This window comes from Mesorhizobium sp. Mes31 (genome assembly GCF_024519675.1).
Lineage (GTDB): Bacteria > Pseudomonadota > Alphaproteobacteria > Rhizobiales > Rhizobiaceae > Mesorhizobium.
The window spans coordinates 184,959-198,725 of sequence record NZ_JALJRL010000002.1; the positions used below are offsets into that span (position 1 = coordinate 184,959).

12 protein-coding genes are annotated in these 13,767 nt (G+C 62.2%); 5 read left to right on the plus strand and 7 right to left on the minus strand.

From position 1 onward, the window contains the following. Window positions 1-52: 52 nt before the first annotated feature. Together scpA and NR193_RS03530 are read right to left on the minus strand one after the other, a co-directional pair. The gene (gene scpA, locus NR193_RS03525; RefSeq protein WP_256749494.1) at window positions 53-2,173 is read right to left on the minus strand and encodes a methylmalonyl-CoA mutase; all 2,121 of its coding nucleotides are present in this window, start codon (window positions 2,171-2,173) and stop codon (window positions 53-55) included. Next, the gene (locus NR193_RS03530; protein WP_256749495.1) at window positions 2,170-3,612 is read right to left on the minus strand and encodes a methylmalonyl-CoA mutase family protein; all 1,443 of its coding nucleotides are present in this window, start codon (window positions 3,610-3,612) and stop codon (window positions 2,170-2,172) included. The genes scpA and NR193_RS03530 overlap by 4 nt, the downstream gene beginning before the upstream one ends. A 337-nt stretch (window positions 3,613-3,949) precedes the next feature. Here NR193_RS03530 and NR193_RS03535 point away from each other — a divergent pair, with 337 nt between their 5' ends. Then, window positions 3,950-5,497 carry a helicase HerA-like C-terminal domain-containing protein gene (locus tag NR193_RS03535; protein WP_256749496.1) on the plus strand — a complete coding sequence of 516 codons (1,548 nt, stop codon included), beginning with the start codon at window positions 3,950-3,952 and terminating at the stop codon, window positions 5,495-5,497. Window positions 5,498-5,672: 175 nt separating this feature from the next. Here the strand turns inward: NR193_RS03535 and NR193_RS03540 are convergent, their stop codons facing one another. The 4 genes from NR193_RS03540 to NR193_RS03555 form a co-directional block, all read right to left on the minus strand. Beyond that, on the minus strand, window positions 5,673-6,722 hold the full coding sequence (locus tag NR193_RS03540; protein WP_256749497.1) for a class I SAM-dependent methyltransferase: 1,050 nt from the start codon (window positions 6,720-6,722) through the stop codon (window positions 5,673-5,675). Window positions 6,723-6,877: 155 nt separating this feature from the next. Continuing rightward, window positions 6,878-7,960 (minus strand): alpha/beta fold hydrolase, encoded by a 1,083-nt coding sequence (locus NR193_RS03545; protein ID WP_256749498.1) that lies wholly within the window; start codon window positions 7,958-7,960, stop codon window positions 6,878-6,880. A 245-nt stretch (window positions 7,961-8,205) separates the two neighbouring features. After that, window positions 8,206-9,030, minus strand: coding sequence for a L,D-transpeptidase (locus tag NR193_RS03550; RefSeq protein WP_256749499.1), 825 nt, complete (start codon window positions 9,028-9,030; stop codon window positions 8,206-8,208). Window positions 9,031-9,195: 165 nt separating this feature from the next. Further along, window positions 9,196-9,858: a haloacid dehalogenase type II gene (locus NR193_RS03555; RefSeq protein ID WP_256749500.1), complete on the minus strand. Its 663-nt coding sequence runs from the start codon at window positions 9,856-9,858 to the stop codon at window positions 9,196-9,198. A 156-nt stretch (window positions 9,859-10,014) separates the two neighbouring features. On the opposite strand from NR193_RS03555, the gene NR193_RS03560 reads away from it, so the two are divergent. The 4 genes from NR193_RS03560 to NR193_RS03575 all read left to right on the plus strand — a co-directional run bounded on the left by NR193_RS03560 (window position 10,015) and on the right by NR193_RS03575 (window position 13,227). Continuing rightward, the gene (locus NR193_RS03560) at window positions 10,015-10,893 is read left to right on the plus strand and encodes a branched-chain amino acid aminotransferase (RefSeq protein WP_256749501.1); all 879 of its coding nucleotides are present in this window, start codon (window positions 10,015-10,017) and stop codon (window positions 10,891-10,893) included. 175 nt (window positions 10,894-11,068) lie between these two features. After that, entirely contained in the window at window positions 11,069-11,671 is a 603-nt protein-coding gene (locus tag NR193_RS03565; protein ID WP_256749502.1) for a superoxide dismutase, read from the plus strand. Window positions 11,672-11,829: 158 nt separating this feature from the next. Continuing rightward, window positions 11,830-12,267, plus strand: a complete 438-nt coding sequence (locus tag NR193_RS03570; RefSeq protein ID WP_256749503.1) for a cytochrome c — start codon at window positions 11,830-11,832, stop codon at window positions 12,265-12,267. A gap of 9 nt (window positions 12,268-12,276) precedes the next feature. Then, window positions 12,277-13,227: a cytochrome c gene (locus NR193_RS03575; protein WP_256749504.1), complete on the plus strand. Its 951-nt coding sequence runs from the start codon at window positions 12,277-12,279 to the stop codon at window positions 13,225-13,227. 7 nt (window positions 13,228-13,234) lie between these two features. Here the strand turns inward: NR193_RS03575 and NR193_RS03580 are convergent, their stop codons facing one another. Further along, window positions 13,235-13,624 carry an SET domain-containing protein gene (locus NR193_RS03580; RefSeq protein ID WP_256749505.1) on the minus strand — a complete coding sequence of 130 codons (390 nt, stop codon included), beginning with the start codon at window positions 13,622-13,624 and terminating at the stop codon, window positions 13,235-13,237. Between the last annotated feature and the right edge of the window lie 143 nt (window positions 13,625-13,767).

Here is a 13,767-nt window from a genome sequence, read left to right on the forward strand (position 1 = left end):
GTTGCGTCTGTCAGTTTGGCACAACCTTTACCGGCAATACAGCAATGTTCGCTCAGCCCGCCAACAGCCGATCCATCAACCGATCCGCCGCCTCCGGAATAACAGTACCCGGCGGAAAGATTTCCGCCGCGCCGGCTTGCAACACCGCGTCGTAATCCTGTGGCGGAATGACGCCGCCGGCCACGATCAGCATGTCACTTCGTCCGAGCTTTTTCAGCGCGTCGCGCAACTCGGGGATCAATGTCAGATGTCCTGCTGCCAGCGACGAGGCGCCGACGATATGGACGTCATGTTCGATCGCCAGCTTCGCAATTTCCTCCGGCGTCTGGAACATCGCGCCGACAGTGACGTCGAAACCGAGATCGGCGAAAGCCGTGGCGATGACCTTCTGCCCACGGTCGTGGCCGTCCTGTCCCATCTTGGCGACGAGGATGCGCGGCTTGCCGCCGAATTTCTTTGCAAAGGCTTCAAGCTTGTCCTGCAGCCGGTCGACCACCGGATTGTCGCCGAGCGCCTTGCGGTAGACGCCGGAAATGGTCTGGACCGTTGCAACGTGGCGGCCAAAGGCTTTTTCCAACGCGAACGAGATCTCGCCGACGGTGGCATTGGCGCGCGCGGCGCGGATGGCGAACTCCAGCAGGTTTTCATCACCCTGTGCGGCACGGGTCAGTGCATCGAGCGCGCTTTCGACGGCGGCGACATCGCGCGTGCCTTTCAGCCGTTGCAGCTTCGACAGTTGCCGGGCCCTGACTTCGGCATTGTCGATCTTCAGCACGTCGACCTCAATGTCGGTCCCTGGACGATGGGCGTTGACGCCGACCAGCATCTGTTCGCCGGAATCGATGCGCGCCTGCGTGCGCGCCGCGGCCTCTTCGATGCGCAGCTTTGGGATGCCCTTTTCCGTCGCGGCGGCCATGCCGCCGAGCGCCTCGACCTCCTCGATATGGGCAAGTGCGCGCGCCGCCAGGTCATGCGTGAGCCGTTCGAGATAGGCAGAACCGCCCCAGGGATCGATGATGCGCGTGGTGCCGGATTCCTTCTGCAGGATGAGTTGCGTGTTGCGGGCGATGCGGGCCGAGTGGTCGGTTGGCAGGGCCATCGCCTCGTCGAAGGAATTGGTGTGCAGCGACTGCGTGTGACCCTGCGTCGCCGCCATTGCCTCGATCATGGTGCGGATGATGTTGTTGTAGGGGTCCTGCGCCGTCAGCGACCAGCCCGAGGTCTGGCAATGGGTGCGCAACGACAGCGAGCGTTCGTCCTTCGGCGCAAAGTTCTTCGCCATCAACGTCGCCCACAACAGGCGCGCCGCCCTCAGCTTGGCCACCTCCATGAAGAAGTTCATGCCGATCGCCCAGAAGAAGGACAGGCGCGGCGCAAAGCGGTCGATATCAAGGCCCGCCGCAACGCCGGCGCGGGCATATTCGATGCCGTCGGCGATCGTATAGGCGAGCTCGAGGTCGGCCGTCGCACCGGCCTCCTGCATGTGATAGCCCGAGATCGAGATCGAATTGAACTTCGGCATGTTCTTCGACGTATAGGAGAAGATGTCCGAAACGATCCGCATCGAGGGTTTCGGCGGGTAGATGTAGGTGTTGCGGACCATGAACTCCTTCAGAATGTCGTTCTGAATCGTTCCCGCGAGGTCCTTCTGCGCAACGCCCTGTTCTTCCGCCGCCACGATGTAGAGCGCCATGATCGGCAGCACCGCGCCGTTCATCGTCATCGACACCGTCATGTCGCCGAGCGGAATCTCGTCGAAGAGTTGCCGCATGTCGAGGATGGAATCGATGGCGACGCCCGCCATGCCGACATCGCCGGCGACGCGCGGATGGTCGCTGTCATAGCCCCGGTGCGTGGCGAGATCGAAGGCGACCGACAGGCCCTTCTGGCCGGCGGCAAGGTTGCGCCGATAAAAGGCGTTGGACTCCTCCGCCGTCGAGAAGCCGGCATATTGCCGGATCGTCCAGGGTTGCTGGACATACATGGTCGGATAAGGGCCTCGCACGAAGGGCGGCAGGCCCGGATAGGTGTCGAGATGCGACAAGCCCTTGAGGTCGCCCTGATTGTACAGATGCTTGACGACCAGACCTTCCGGCGTCGTCCGCTGGCCCTTGACCTCGACGGCAACGCGGCGTGGCGGCACCCAGCCGATCTGGCCGAAATCCGGGATCAAGAGACGGCTCCGATCGACTGGTCGATGCGGGCGGGAAACAGGGGCTCGCAGACGGCAACGCCTTCGGTGAAGGCAGGTCGCCGTTCCGCCGCCAGTGTCTCGACCGGCCGATCGCTTTTCAGGGGATAAAGTGTGGTGCCGATGATGGTTCGTTCGCCTGCCTTGTAGGCCGCGTTGCGCCGCGCCGCCGCGGCGTGAACGCGTCCCTGGATATGTCCGTCCTGGAGGCTGGACAACACGCCGCCCTCGGCCTCGATCTTCTGCAATTCCGCCCAGGCCACCTCGCACAGTTCCTCGGTCAGCGCTTCGACAGCGCCTGAACCACAGGCAGGATCGGCGACATGATCGATATGGCTTTCATGGGCCATGATCAGTTGCGCGTTGCGGGCGACGCGGCGGGCGAAGCCCGCCGGCAGGCCGTGCACGATCGTGTGCGGCAGGATGGAGATGGAATCCGCGCCGCCCGCCGCCGCGGCGAAGCCGGCAATGGCGGTACGCAGGATGTTCGTCTCGCAATCCATCGCCGTCATCATGCGAAACGATGTCTCGGCATGGACATTGGCCGTGGAATTCGGGATCGAGCACGCCTCCTGTACACGCGCCCAAAGCCTGCGCAGGGCCCGGACCTTTGCCATCGACAGGAACTGGTCCTGGTCGGCGCTCAGCGCGAAACCAATATGGGGCGCGGCATAGACAAGCGGCTGCCGCGCCTTCTCGAACATTCTGAGATAGGACACCGCGGAAGCGAGCATGATGCCGAGTTCCTGTGCTTCCGTCGCGCCGGCATTGTGGAACACGCGCCCGTCCGCCTCCAGAAGCACACCCGGAACGCCCATCGAGAAGAAATGTGCCAGCGATTGCGGCATCGATGCCTGCAGGGCCTCGATCGACATGCGCAACCGACCGGTTCCGGCAAAAATAGCTGCCGGATCGATGCCGAAGGAGAGGTTGAGCTTTGTCGGATCGGACCGGCGCTTGCTCAGGAACGCCACCAGCCAGTCGGCCACGGCGCGGCTCCAGGGATGGGCGTCGATGCGGACCTGCACGCGGTTGAGGGGCACGCCGTCCAGCACCGTCTCCAGTGCCTGCGCCGTCCTCGGCAGGCCATAGCCGAATGCATTCGGGGCACCTTCGAAAACAAGCGACAAACCAGTGGCCCCCTGCGCCACGTCCTCCAGCACCTGCGCCTTTGCGCGGTCTATGTCGGGATCGTCGACCCGCTGGCTGACGATCCAGGGCGAGGTGGGGTTTGTGCGCACCATCGGTTCCGCCGCCATGCTGCGGTCGTAGAGCGGTTCGATGCGGATGTTGTCGTCTGTATGCGAGACCAGTTTTTCCTCGAAGGAAGCGCCGGCAAGCGCCTTTTCCGCCATGGCCAGCCATCGCTGGCGCTCGGCGTTCGCGGGTTCAACATTCTGGATCAAGGCTCCGGCGCCCATCCGTATTCCTCGCTTTAATGCGGCCGCACCAACCTGGAGCAATTCAGTCTACGGCCCCCGGTCCGATATCGCAATCCAATGCCCTTCCAGGGGGCTGAATTCGATCCATCGGATATAGGTCGACCCGCGGGCACGAACCATGAACGATTGCCAAACACCGGCAAGATCCGCAAGCTCCAAAAACCCGATTTCGACGATTGGCCCCGGTTTGGACGATTGGCCCCGGTTTGGACGAATGGCCCGGTTTGAACGAAGGCATTGTCGCTGCGCAACGGCCTCACTATACCAGCGACAGGGCCACTGGCTTTAAAGACATCACTTTGTGGAGACCGGACATATGGCTGACGACACCAGTATTTTCATCGGCGCCAGTCGCAAGCCGGACGACAGTTACCAGCGTGCCGAGCAGCTGTTGCTGCAGTACGGGAACCGCCACGGCCTGGTGACCGGCGCTACAGGTACCGGCAAGACCGTTACCTTGCAGATCCTGGCTGAAGGTTTTTCCAATGCCGGCGTGCCGGTGTTCTGCGCCGACATCAAGGGCGACCTGTCCGGCATCGCCATGATGGGCACGGCACAGGATTTCCTCGTCAAGCGCGCCGAACAGATCAAGCTAGACCCCTATGATTTTCAGGAATTTCCAGTGATCTTCTGGGACCTGTTCGGGGAGCAGGGCCATCCGATCCGCGCCACCGTCTCGGAAATGGGGCCGTTGCTTTTGTCGCGCCTGATGAACCTGACCGAGGCGCAGGAAGGCATCATGAACATCGCCTTTCGCCTGGCGGACGAGGAAGGCATGCTGCTGCTCGACATGAAGGACCTGCAGGCGCTCTTGGCCAACATCGCCGAGCGCGCCGACGAGATCGGTTCGCGCTACGGCAATGTGACGAAGCCTTCAGTGGGGGCCATCCAGCGCACGCTGTTGGTCCTCGAGCAGCAGGGTGCCGCGCACTTCTTCGGCGAGCCGGCCCTGCGGATCTCCGACATCATGCGCACCACGCGCGACGGACGCGGCGCCATCAGCGTGCTTGCCGCCGACAAGCTGATGATGAATCCGCGGCTCTACGCGACTTTCCTTCTGTGGCTGATGTCGGAGCTGTTCGAAGTGCTGCCGGAAGTCGGCGACCCGGGCAAGCCGAAGCTGGTGTTCTTCTTCGACGAGGCGCACCTTCTGTTCGACGAAGCGCCGAAGGTGCTGGTCGACCGCGTCGAACAGGTCGTCCGCCTGATCCGTTCGAAGGGCGTCGGCGTCTATTTCGTCACGCAAAACCCGTTGGATATCCCTGAAAAGGTTCTGGCCCAGCTCGGCAACCGTGTGCAGCACGCGCTGCGCGCCTATACGCCGCGTGAGCAGCAGGCGGTGAGGACCGCGGCCGAGACGTTCCGGCCAAATCCCGATTTCGACTGCATGACCGCCATCACCCAGCTCGCCACCGGCGAGGCGCTGGTCTCGACACTCGAGGCCAAGGGCGTTCCGTCCATGGTGCAGCGGACGCTGATCCGCCCGCCGTCCTCGCGCCTGGGGCCGATCACGCCCGACGAGCGTCGCAAGCTTATCCAGGAAAGCCCGGTTGCCGGCCAGTATGACCAGGTCGTCGATCGCGAATCGGCTTTCGAGATGCTGCAGAAAAAGGCCAAGGAGGCGCAGGACGCCGAAGAACAGGCGCAGCAGGCCGGCAGCGGCGGCTCGCGCTGGACCATTCCCGGATTCGGCAACGACGATCCGGCGCCTCAATCAGGTGGCAGGCGCGCGCCGGCGGCAAGGCCGTCCAATCGCCAGACCGTGGCCGAGGCGGCGATCAAGTCGGTGGTGCGCTCGGTTGGCTCGTCTGTCGGACGCGCCATCGTGCGCGGGATACTGGGCAGCCTGTCCAGGGGCAGGTGAGGGGGTCACCTGAGGTAGGGGTATCGCTCTGGCGAAATGCCGTGGCTGGGAGCGGTGCCGCCGGCCGGATAGGCGGCTGCGCAAGGCGCTCTGCGCCAATCCGGCCGTTGAGGTATTGGGACAGCTGGTTCGCAGGGCCGGTTCGAGGCAGGGACCCGAACCGGCCCTTTCTTCGTCAGGTCGCTTCGAGCACCATGTTGAGCGGGGTCTGGGCAGCCCGCCGGACATGAGAGAAACCACCTGACCGGATCACCTCGGCCAGCTGATTCTCCCCCGCTTGTGCGCCAAGCGCGAGGCCCGTTTCCTGTGCCAGCGATGTGGGAACGCAGATCATGGTCGAGGCCGAGTAATAAAGCCGCCCGACCGGATTGATATTTTCCTCCAGAGTGTCTCCTGCCATGGGCTCGACGACCATCCAGGTGCCGCCGTCTTTCAGCGAATTGCGGATATGCGCCGCCGCGGCCTTTGGATCGCCCATATCGTGCAAGCAGTCGAAGCAAGTGACCAGATCGAAGTCGCGCCCGCCAAAGTCCTGCGCCCGGCCGACCTCAAAATCCAGGTTCGTCAGCCCGTGCGACCGGGCGTGCGCGGTCGCGGCGGCAATCGAGGCAGGATGGAAGTCGTAACCTATGAATCGGGAGTCGGGAAATGCCTGCGCCATCAGGACCGTCGATACCCCGTGCCCGCACCCGACGTCGGCCACCGACGCACCCGCCTTCAATTTATCGATGACGCCGTCAAGCGCAGGCAGCCACTCTTTCACCAGCGCATTGACATAGCCCGGCCGGAACAGGCGTGACACGGCGCAGAACAGACAACCTGCTTGATCGCCCCAGGCAACGCCACGCCCGGTCTTGAAGGCCGATTGCACCTTTGGCTGGTTCTCGACCATGGCGGCCGCGGTCTCGAACCCGCCAATCAGATTGACCGGGCTGTCGGGTTCCGCGAATACGAATGACTGCTCGGGCGTCAGCGAGAACCGCCCATGTTCATGGTGCACATAGCCTGACGCTGTCTGCGCCGACAGCCATTCGCGAACATAGCGGCGCGCGCATCCTGCGGCATCGGCAAGTTCGTCGGCCTTCGCCGGCCCGATCTCCTTGAGCGTCTTGTACAGGCCCAGCGCATCTCCGATTCGAACCAACGGTACACTGACTGCACCGCCAAGGTCGCCCAGGATGCGTCCTACCAGTTCATTGAGCGTGGTTTCATCGAGTTGTGTCATGTTGGGTTCCTCCGGATCTTCGGACGGCTTGTAGTCCCGTCGATCCAAGGATGAGACACCCGGTGGGGATGGGCATGATGCGATGGTCCCGCGCAGGCAAGGAAATCGAGCAAAAAGCAGGGACAGATGTCCCGCATCTGTGGCCTGCGACGATCTCAATCGGGCCGAGGCGCTCGCTCTCTGTCGGACAGCGTCATCACGATCGCCTGCGATCGGCTATGCACGCCGAGCTTACTGAAGATCATCGACAATTGGTTGCGCACGGTCTTCACGCTTTTGCAAAGGCGTTGCGCGATCGCACGGTTGTCGAGCCCTTCTTTGACAAGATCCAGAAGCGCCGCCTCGGCTGGTGTCAGGGCGGCCTCGCGGATTGCGCGCGGCTGCCTGGGCCGGGCGTGTCCGAGGAAATCATCAAGTTCGTCCTGGAACACAGACCAGGCTGGCTCGGTCGGCAGGAGAACGTGATTCTTGCTTTCAAGCGGTAGGAAGCGCGCTCCAGGGATCGCTGCAGCAAGCTTGCAGCCTTCATCGAACGGCACGCGCATGTCCCCGCGGCTATGCGCGATCAACGTCGGCACGCGGAGTTTTGCCGCGAAGTCCAGGACATCGATCCCCTGCATCTGCCAGAGCAGGCGGGCGGCTACGTCAGCGCTTGCCGTCACGCGCTCCAGATCGCCCCACCAGCGATGCTGTTCGGGTGTTCCGTCCGGGATGAAGAGATTGGTGAAGAACCGGCAGAACGCAGGATTTTCGCGCCCCCAGCCAATGCGAACGAAATTGACAAGTGTTTCGGCTTCCAACCGTTCGGCCTCGGTCCGCGCTCGAACCCTCGCACCCTGACCATAGGCGTTCAGGAGCACCAGATGCGACACCCGTTCAGGATGCCGGAGTGCGTATGCGATGCTGAGAGCGCCGCCTTGCGATAGACCCAGCAGAACGAAGCTTGGCTGCTCGATGGTCGCCGTCACGGCGTCCAGGTCCGCGTGCCACGCTTCGATCGAGAGGTCGGCGACATGGCGATCCGATAAACCGCAGCCGCGTGGATCGTAGCGCACGAACTGGTTGCGGGCCGAAAGGGCCTGGAGCCACGGCCGCCAAACCGGACTTTCGAGGTCATAGTCGACATGGCTCAACCAGTGCGCCGCCCGCACGATCACCTTTCCCTCCCCGCATGATGCGACAGCGATGCGGGTACCGTCCTCGGACGTGCAGAACCGTATACTCTGGCTGAGTTTCATCGCCCGAGAATATCGTAGTGGGGCGTCACGCGACAGACCGGCCTCCGAGGCCGGCTGGTTTCACGATGTCCGTTAGGTCCGGCTCGCAATGGCAGGCACAGTTTGGGGGCGCTACGGGTTATGGCATTCCAGCCGCATGGCGCGCCAAAACCAGGTGCGCAGGCGCGCGCCTGACGGAAAATCGACACCGTTTCAGAAACAATCCGATGAAGGAGCGGCAAGAGGCCGCTCTTGCTTCAACCAGATCAGAAGATCGAGTTGGTGACCTCTTTTAGCGGCCCGAGAAGCACCGATCCCTCCGGCACGCCGGCATCGATCGGGATGGCCTTGCGGTTGGCCGTCGCCACCATGGCCTGACCGATGTCGGCGGTGACGATGACCGGGCTCTTGGAGGGCACGCGATCATAGAGATCGATGATGTCCTGGTTCATGAAGCGAACGCAGCCGGACGAGACCGATTTGCCGATCGATTTCCATTCCGGCGAGCCATGCAGGCGATAGAGCGTGTCCACGTTGCCCTGGAAAAGATAGAGCGCCCGCGCACCGAGCGGATTCTTCAGCCCGCCGGGCATGCCGCCATTGTCGGCGCTGTACGGCTTCAGTTCCGGCTGCCGAGCGATCATTTCATCCGGCGGTGTCCATTTCGGCCATTTCTGCTTCCACTGGACCACGGCGTCGCCGGACCATTCGAAGCCGGCGCGGCCGAGACCGACACCATAGCGGATGGCCTGGCCGCCTGGGCGCACGAGATAGAGGTGGTGCCCGGTCGTGTCGACGATAAGCGTGCCTGGCTTCTGTCCCGTCGGATCGGGAACGATCTGACGCAGGTACTGTGGATCGATCTTCTCGAACGGTATGGCCGGAAGGTCGAAACCGCCATCGCTGACGGCCGCGTACATCGTCGCATAGTCGGGCAGCGGCGGCTCGACATAGGTTGGCGGCGGCGGCTCGACTGGTCCCGGTCCGGTGGTGGCGCATGCGGAAACCGCGATCGAAGCGGCGCCCAATGCAGCGGCGTTCAGGAAGCCGCGACGGCTCAGGCGATAGGATTCGATTTCGGTTGTGGACATGGTTGCCTTCTTTAGGTCTCAAATCGCAACAAAGCGTGAATACGCTGGCTGCCGCGCGGGTGCCTTACAACACCCGGCGCGATAGGCCGTTCCGATTCTGGCCTGAAGGTGGACAAAGAAAGGCGAAGCTGTGACTGAGCCGCCACTGTGGCGCCGGGGCCACAGCTAACTGCCGGACACCAGAGCTTCGAGGGTTGGAAGGATCAAGGCTGGTGGAAAATCCCGGTATTCCTCGGGCTGGTTGGAACGGTTGATCCATACCGTGCGGAAGCCGAACTTGGTGGCGCCTGCGATGTCCCAGCGATTGGAGGACTGGAAGGACACCGCGCCCGGGTAGAGGCGCTGGCTGGTGGTGACCATGTCGTAGACCGAGGGGTCGGTCTTGAACCGCCGCACCGCATCGACGGAATAGACATCGTCCAAGACCTGGTCGAGCGCGGCGGACCTCACCGCTGCCTCGAGCATTTCCGGCGAGCCGTTGGAGAGGATCGCCAGTCTTGCTCCAGAAGCCTTGAGCGCCTTGAGGACGGCCGGCACCTCGGGATAGCAATCCAGCCGCCAGTAAGCGTCCAGCAGTTTTGCCTTGAGGCTGGGATCGGCCGAGGGGACCTTGCGCAAGGCGAAATCGAGCGCCTGCTCGGTCAGTTGCCAGAAATCGGCATAGGCGCCCATCAGCGTCCTCACCCAGGAATATTCGAGCTGCTTGGCGCGCCAGATCTCGGACAGCAACTGGCCGTCTGGTCCGATCTGATCGGCATGGCGGCGCACGGCCGCATGCACGTCGAACAAAGTGCCGTAAGCGTCGAAAACATAGGTGGCGTATTGCATGGCAACAGTTTTGGGGCGAGGTGAGGCGAGGTGCAAGCCTTGATTGTGCCGTGCCTGTCGCTGGCCTCAACAAAACTCCTCGATGCCGGTTGACGCCGCCCGCCAAAGCATCTTCCAATGGCTGTCATACGAGACCGATTGAGACGGGACAACGCGATGACACTGGCGACAGCGGCACAATCCGCGACATGGACTTTCGTCGATGGTGATTGGTACGAGGGCAATGTCGCCATTCTTGGGCCGCGCAGCCACGCCATGTGGCTTGGCACCAGCGTGTTCGACGGCGGCCGCTGGTTCGAAGGCGTGGCGCCGGACCTCGAGCTCCATGCCGCCAGGGTGAATTCTTCGGCGATTGCGCTCGGCCTCAAGCCGTCCATGACCGCCGACAAGATCGTCGGGCTGACGTGGGATGGGTTGAAGAAGTTCGAGGGCAAGACAGCCGTCTACATCAGGCCGATGTACTGGGCCGAGCATGGCGGCTACATGGGCGTGCCGGCCGATCCCGCATCGACCCGCTTTTGCCTTTGCCTCTATGAATCGCCGATGATCCCACCCACCGGCTTTTCGGTGACCGTATCGCCGTTCCGGCGCCCGACCATCGAAACCATGCCGACCAACGCCAAGGCCGGCTGCCTCTATCCCAACAACGGCCGTGCCATTCTCGAAGCCAAGATGCGTGGTTTTGACAATGCATTGGTGCTCGACATGCTGGGCAACGTCGCCGAGACCGGGACTTCGAACATCTTCCTGGTCAAGGACAGCCATGTCTTCACGCCGGCGCCGAACGGCACCTTCCTGTCGGGCATCACCCGCTCGCGAACGATGACGCTGCTTGGCGAGTATGGGTTCAAGACGACTGAAAAGACGCTGTCGGTGCGCGATTTCCTCGAAGCGGACGAGATTTTTTCGACCGGAAACCATTCCAAGGTGGTGCCGATCACGCGTATCGAGGATCGTAATCTGCAGCCGGGGCCGGTGGCCAAGAAGGCGCGCGAGCTCTATTGGGATTGGGCGCATTCGACGCCGACTGGCTGACGCGTCCGGCTGGGCCTTTTGTCGCTGCGTGCTTCGTTGCGGAAAACCGTGTGACAGTTTTCCGCAACCCGCTTAGAAAGGGAACCGGCGCTTCATTCCGGAGTTGTTCCAGCTCAATCCAGACCTATCTTAATCCGGTATCGACACCGGATTTTTCCACGAGGGAGTACCATCCATGGCTTTTGAATTGCCCGCTCTGCCTTACGACTACGAGGCCTTGCAGCCTTACATGTCGAAAGAGACGCTGGAATACCACCACGACAAGCACCACAAGGCCTATGTCGACAACGGCAACAAGCTGGCCGCCGAGGCTGGCATGGGCGACCTGTCGGTCGAAGAGGTGGTCAAGCAGTCGTTCGGCAAGAATGCCGGCCTGTTCAACAATGCCGCCCAGCACTACAACCATATCCATTTCTGGAAGTGGATGAAGAAGGGCGGCGGCGGCAACAAATTGCCGGGTGCCCTGCAGAAGGCGGTCGACAGCGATCTCGGCGGCTACGACAAGTTCAAAGCCGATTTCATCGCCGCCGGCACGACGCAGTTCGGTTCAGGCTGGGCCTGGGTTTCGGTCAAGGACGGCAAGCTGGCGATCTCGAAGACGCCGAATGGCGAAAACCCGCTCGTTCATGGCGCGTCGCCGATCCTCGGCGTCGATGTCTGGGAACATTCCTACTACATCGACTATCGCAACGCCCGCCCGAAATATCTCGAAGCGTTCGTCGACAGCCTGATCAACTGGGACCATGTCCTCGAGCTTTACGAAAAGGCCAAGGCCTGATCGATTTGCGGAAAAGCCCCGGCACGCCGGGGCTTTTCTTTTTCAGCGTCGGGGCGGTCGCCGCAAAATCGCGCCCGGCAAAATCCGGCAATCAATAGGGAATATTCACGCCGTCCTGGCCGTTATCGTTCTGTCCCCTTCATCATGGAGCCAATTGAATGAGAAAGCTTGTCATCGCCATCTCTATGCTCGGCCTCTTCGGTTCGGCGGCTTTTGCCGACCCGATCCTCGATCGGCAGGCTCTGATGAAGGAACGTGGAAAGATTGCCGGCGGATTGTCGAAAGTGGTCAACGGCCAGGAGCCCTTCGAGGCAGCGGCGGTGCTGACGGCGTTGCAGGCGCTTCAGGCGAATGCCGAGAAGTTGGATATTGACGCTCTTTTCCCGGCTGGCAGCGACGCTGGCGACACCACGGCCGCTCCCAAGATCTGGGAAGACATGGCAGGCTTCAAGACGGTTCACGCCAAGTATCTCGCTGACGTCAAGGCTGCGGTCGCTGCCGCGCCAGCGAATGTCGACGCCTTGAAGACGCAGTTCGACACCATTGGCTCCGATTGCGGCACCTGCCATCAGACCTACAGGATCAAAAAAGGCTGATCGCGGGCTATGCCCCTGCTGAAAAAACTCGTCGGCGCCGCCCTCATCCTGGGTGGCGTCGGTGCTGTTGCCGGATGGCTGCTGTCGGCGCCGGTCAAGCTCGACGCTGAAACCCTGGCGCAACTCGGCCCCGGCGATGCCGCCAGGGGCAAGCGCATTTTCAATGCCGGCGGCTGTACGTCATGTCATGCCAAGCCTGGTTCCCAGGGTGATGCCCGACTTCAGCTGGTCGGCGGCCTCGAACTCAAGACGCCGTTCGGCACCTTCGTGCCGCCCAACATTTCGCAGGACGCCAAGGATGGCATCGGCGCCTGGTCGGTGGAAGACCTTGCCAATGCCATGCTGAAGGGCGTCTCGCCTTCAGGCGAGCATTTCTACCCGGCGTTTCCCTACCCGTCCTACGCACGCATGAGGCCCGCCGACATTGCCGATCTCTACGCCTTCCTGAAGACGCTTCCGGCGGTTGCCGGCAAGGCGCCAAGTCACTCGTTGAGTTTTCCCTTCAACATCCGTCGCGGTCTCGGCTTGTGGAAACGGCTCTATTTGAGCAAGGAGCCGGTGATCGCTTTCTCTGATGGCACGCCGGATCCGGTGATGGCCGGCCGCTACCTGGTCGAGGGACCGGGCCACTGCGGCGAATGCCACACGCCGCGCGCCTTCACCGGCGGCACCAGGAAGAGCGAGTGGCTGGCTGGCGCGGCGGCGGCTGAAGGCAACGGTATCGTGTCGAACATCACTTCGGGCGAGGGCGGCATCGGAAAATGGTCTGAAGCCGACATCGCCAACTATCTCGAAACCGGCTTTACGCCGGAGTTCGATTCCGCGAGCGGTGCCATGGTCGATGTGCAAAAGAACATGGCCGAGCTAACTCCGGACGATCGCGCGGCGATCGCCGCCTATCTGAAGGCCATACCGCCGCATCCCAACGGCTACCCGGCTCGCAAGAAGACGGCGAACTGATTTTCGATTACGGGTGACGGTCGCCGAGGAAATCGAAGCCGGTTTCGAAGAAATGATTGTAGTCGCAGGTCAATTCCTCGCCGGGCAAGATGTCGCGCAATGCATAAGTCTCCTCGGGCGAGGAGACATCGCAATTCGGATCGTCGTCGTGGTTCATGTAACGCGCATCGTCGGCTTCGAAGACGATGTAGTTCGGGTCGCGCCGGTCGGGATAGGAATAGCGGTCAAGATAGCCCTTCACCGGCCCGGTCTCGCCTTCGTAGGTCTCGACCTTGATGAGCCGGTCGAACCTGGGATCGAGCTTCCAGATCAGCGTGCCGCGGGCAATGCGGTTCTTGGCAAAGACACCGATGCCCTGGATGGGCGATTTGTCGAGATAGACGTCGACGAGCAGCATGGCAGACCCTTGCGAGATTGATGATTGGGCGGCGCGGCTTTTGAAAAAAACCGCGCATTGGGTAGCGCGCGACTATCGCAATTGCGAGCGGAAAATCACGGCGCATGGCCCGAACTGAAGCTTCGGAAACGATCATGCGCAAA

What these genes read in the sequence shown, in the direction of transcription:
- NR193_RS03530 (WP_256749495.1), bottom strand. Translation starts at nt 3,612, where the DNA reads ATGGGCGCCGGAGCCTTGATCCAGAATGTTGAACCCGCGAACGCCGAG.
- NR193_RS03535 (WP_256749496.1), top strand. Translation starts at nt 3,950, where the DNA reads ATGGCTGACGACACCAGTATTTTCATCGGCGCCAGTCGCAAGCCGGAC.
- NR193_RS03540 (WP_256749497.1), bottom strand. Translation starts at nt 6,722, where the DNA reads ATGACACAACTCGATGAAACCACGCTCAATGAACTGGTAGGACGCATC.
- NR193_RS03545 (WP_256749498.1), bottom strand. Translation starts at nt 7,960, where the DNA reads ATGAAACTCAGCCAGAGTATACGGTTCTGCACGTCCGAGGACGGTACC.
- NR193_RS03550 (WP_256749499.1), bottom strand. Translation starts at nt 9,030, where the DNA reads ATGTCCACAACCGAAATCGAATCCTATCGCCTGAGCCGTCGCGGCTTC.
- NR193_RS03555 (WP_256749500.1), bottom strand. Translation starts at nt 9,858, where the DNA reads ATGCAATACGCCACCTATGTTTTCGACGCTTACGGCACTTTGTTCGAC.
- NR193_RS03560 (WP_256749501.1), top strand. Translation starts at nt 10,015, where the DNA reads ATGACACTGGCGACAGCGGCACAATCCGCGACATGGACTTTCGTCGAT.
- NR193_RS03565 (WP_256749502.1), top strand. Translation starts at nt 11,069, where the DNA reads ATGGCTTTTGAATTGCCCGCTCTGCCTTACGACTACGAGGCCTTGCAG.
- NR193_RS03570 (WP_256749503.1), top strand. Translation starts at nt 11,830, where the DNA reads ATGAGAAAGCTTGTCATCGCCATCTCTATGCTCGGCCTCTTCGGTTCG.
- NR193_RS03575 (WP_256749504.1), top strand. Translation starts at nt 12,277, where the DNA reads ATGCCCCTGCTGAAAAAACTCGTCGGCGCCGCCCTCATCCTGGGTGGC.
- NR193_RS03580 (WP_256749505.1), bottom strand. Translation starts at nt 13,624, where the DNA reads ATGCTGCTCGTCGACGTCTATCTCGACAAATCGCCCATCCAGGGCATC.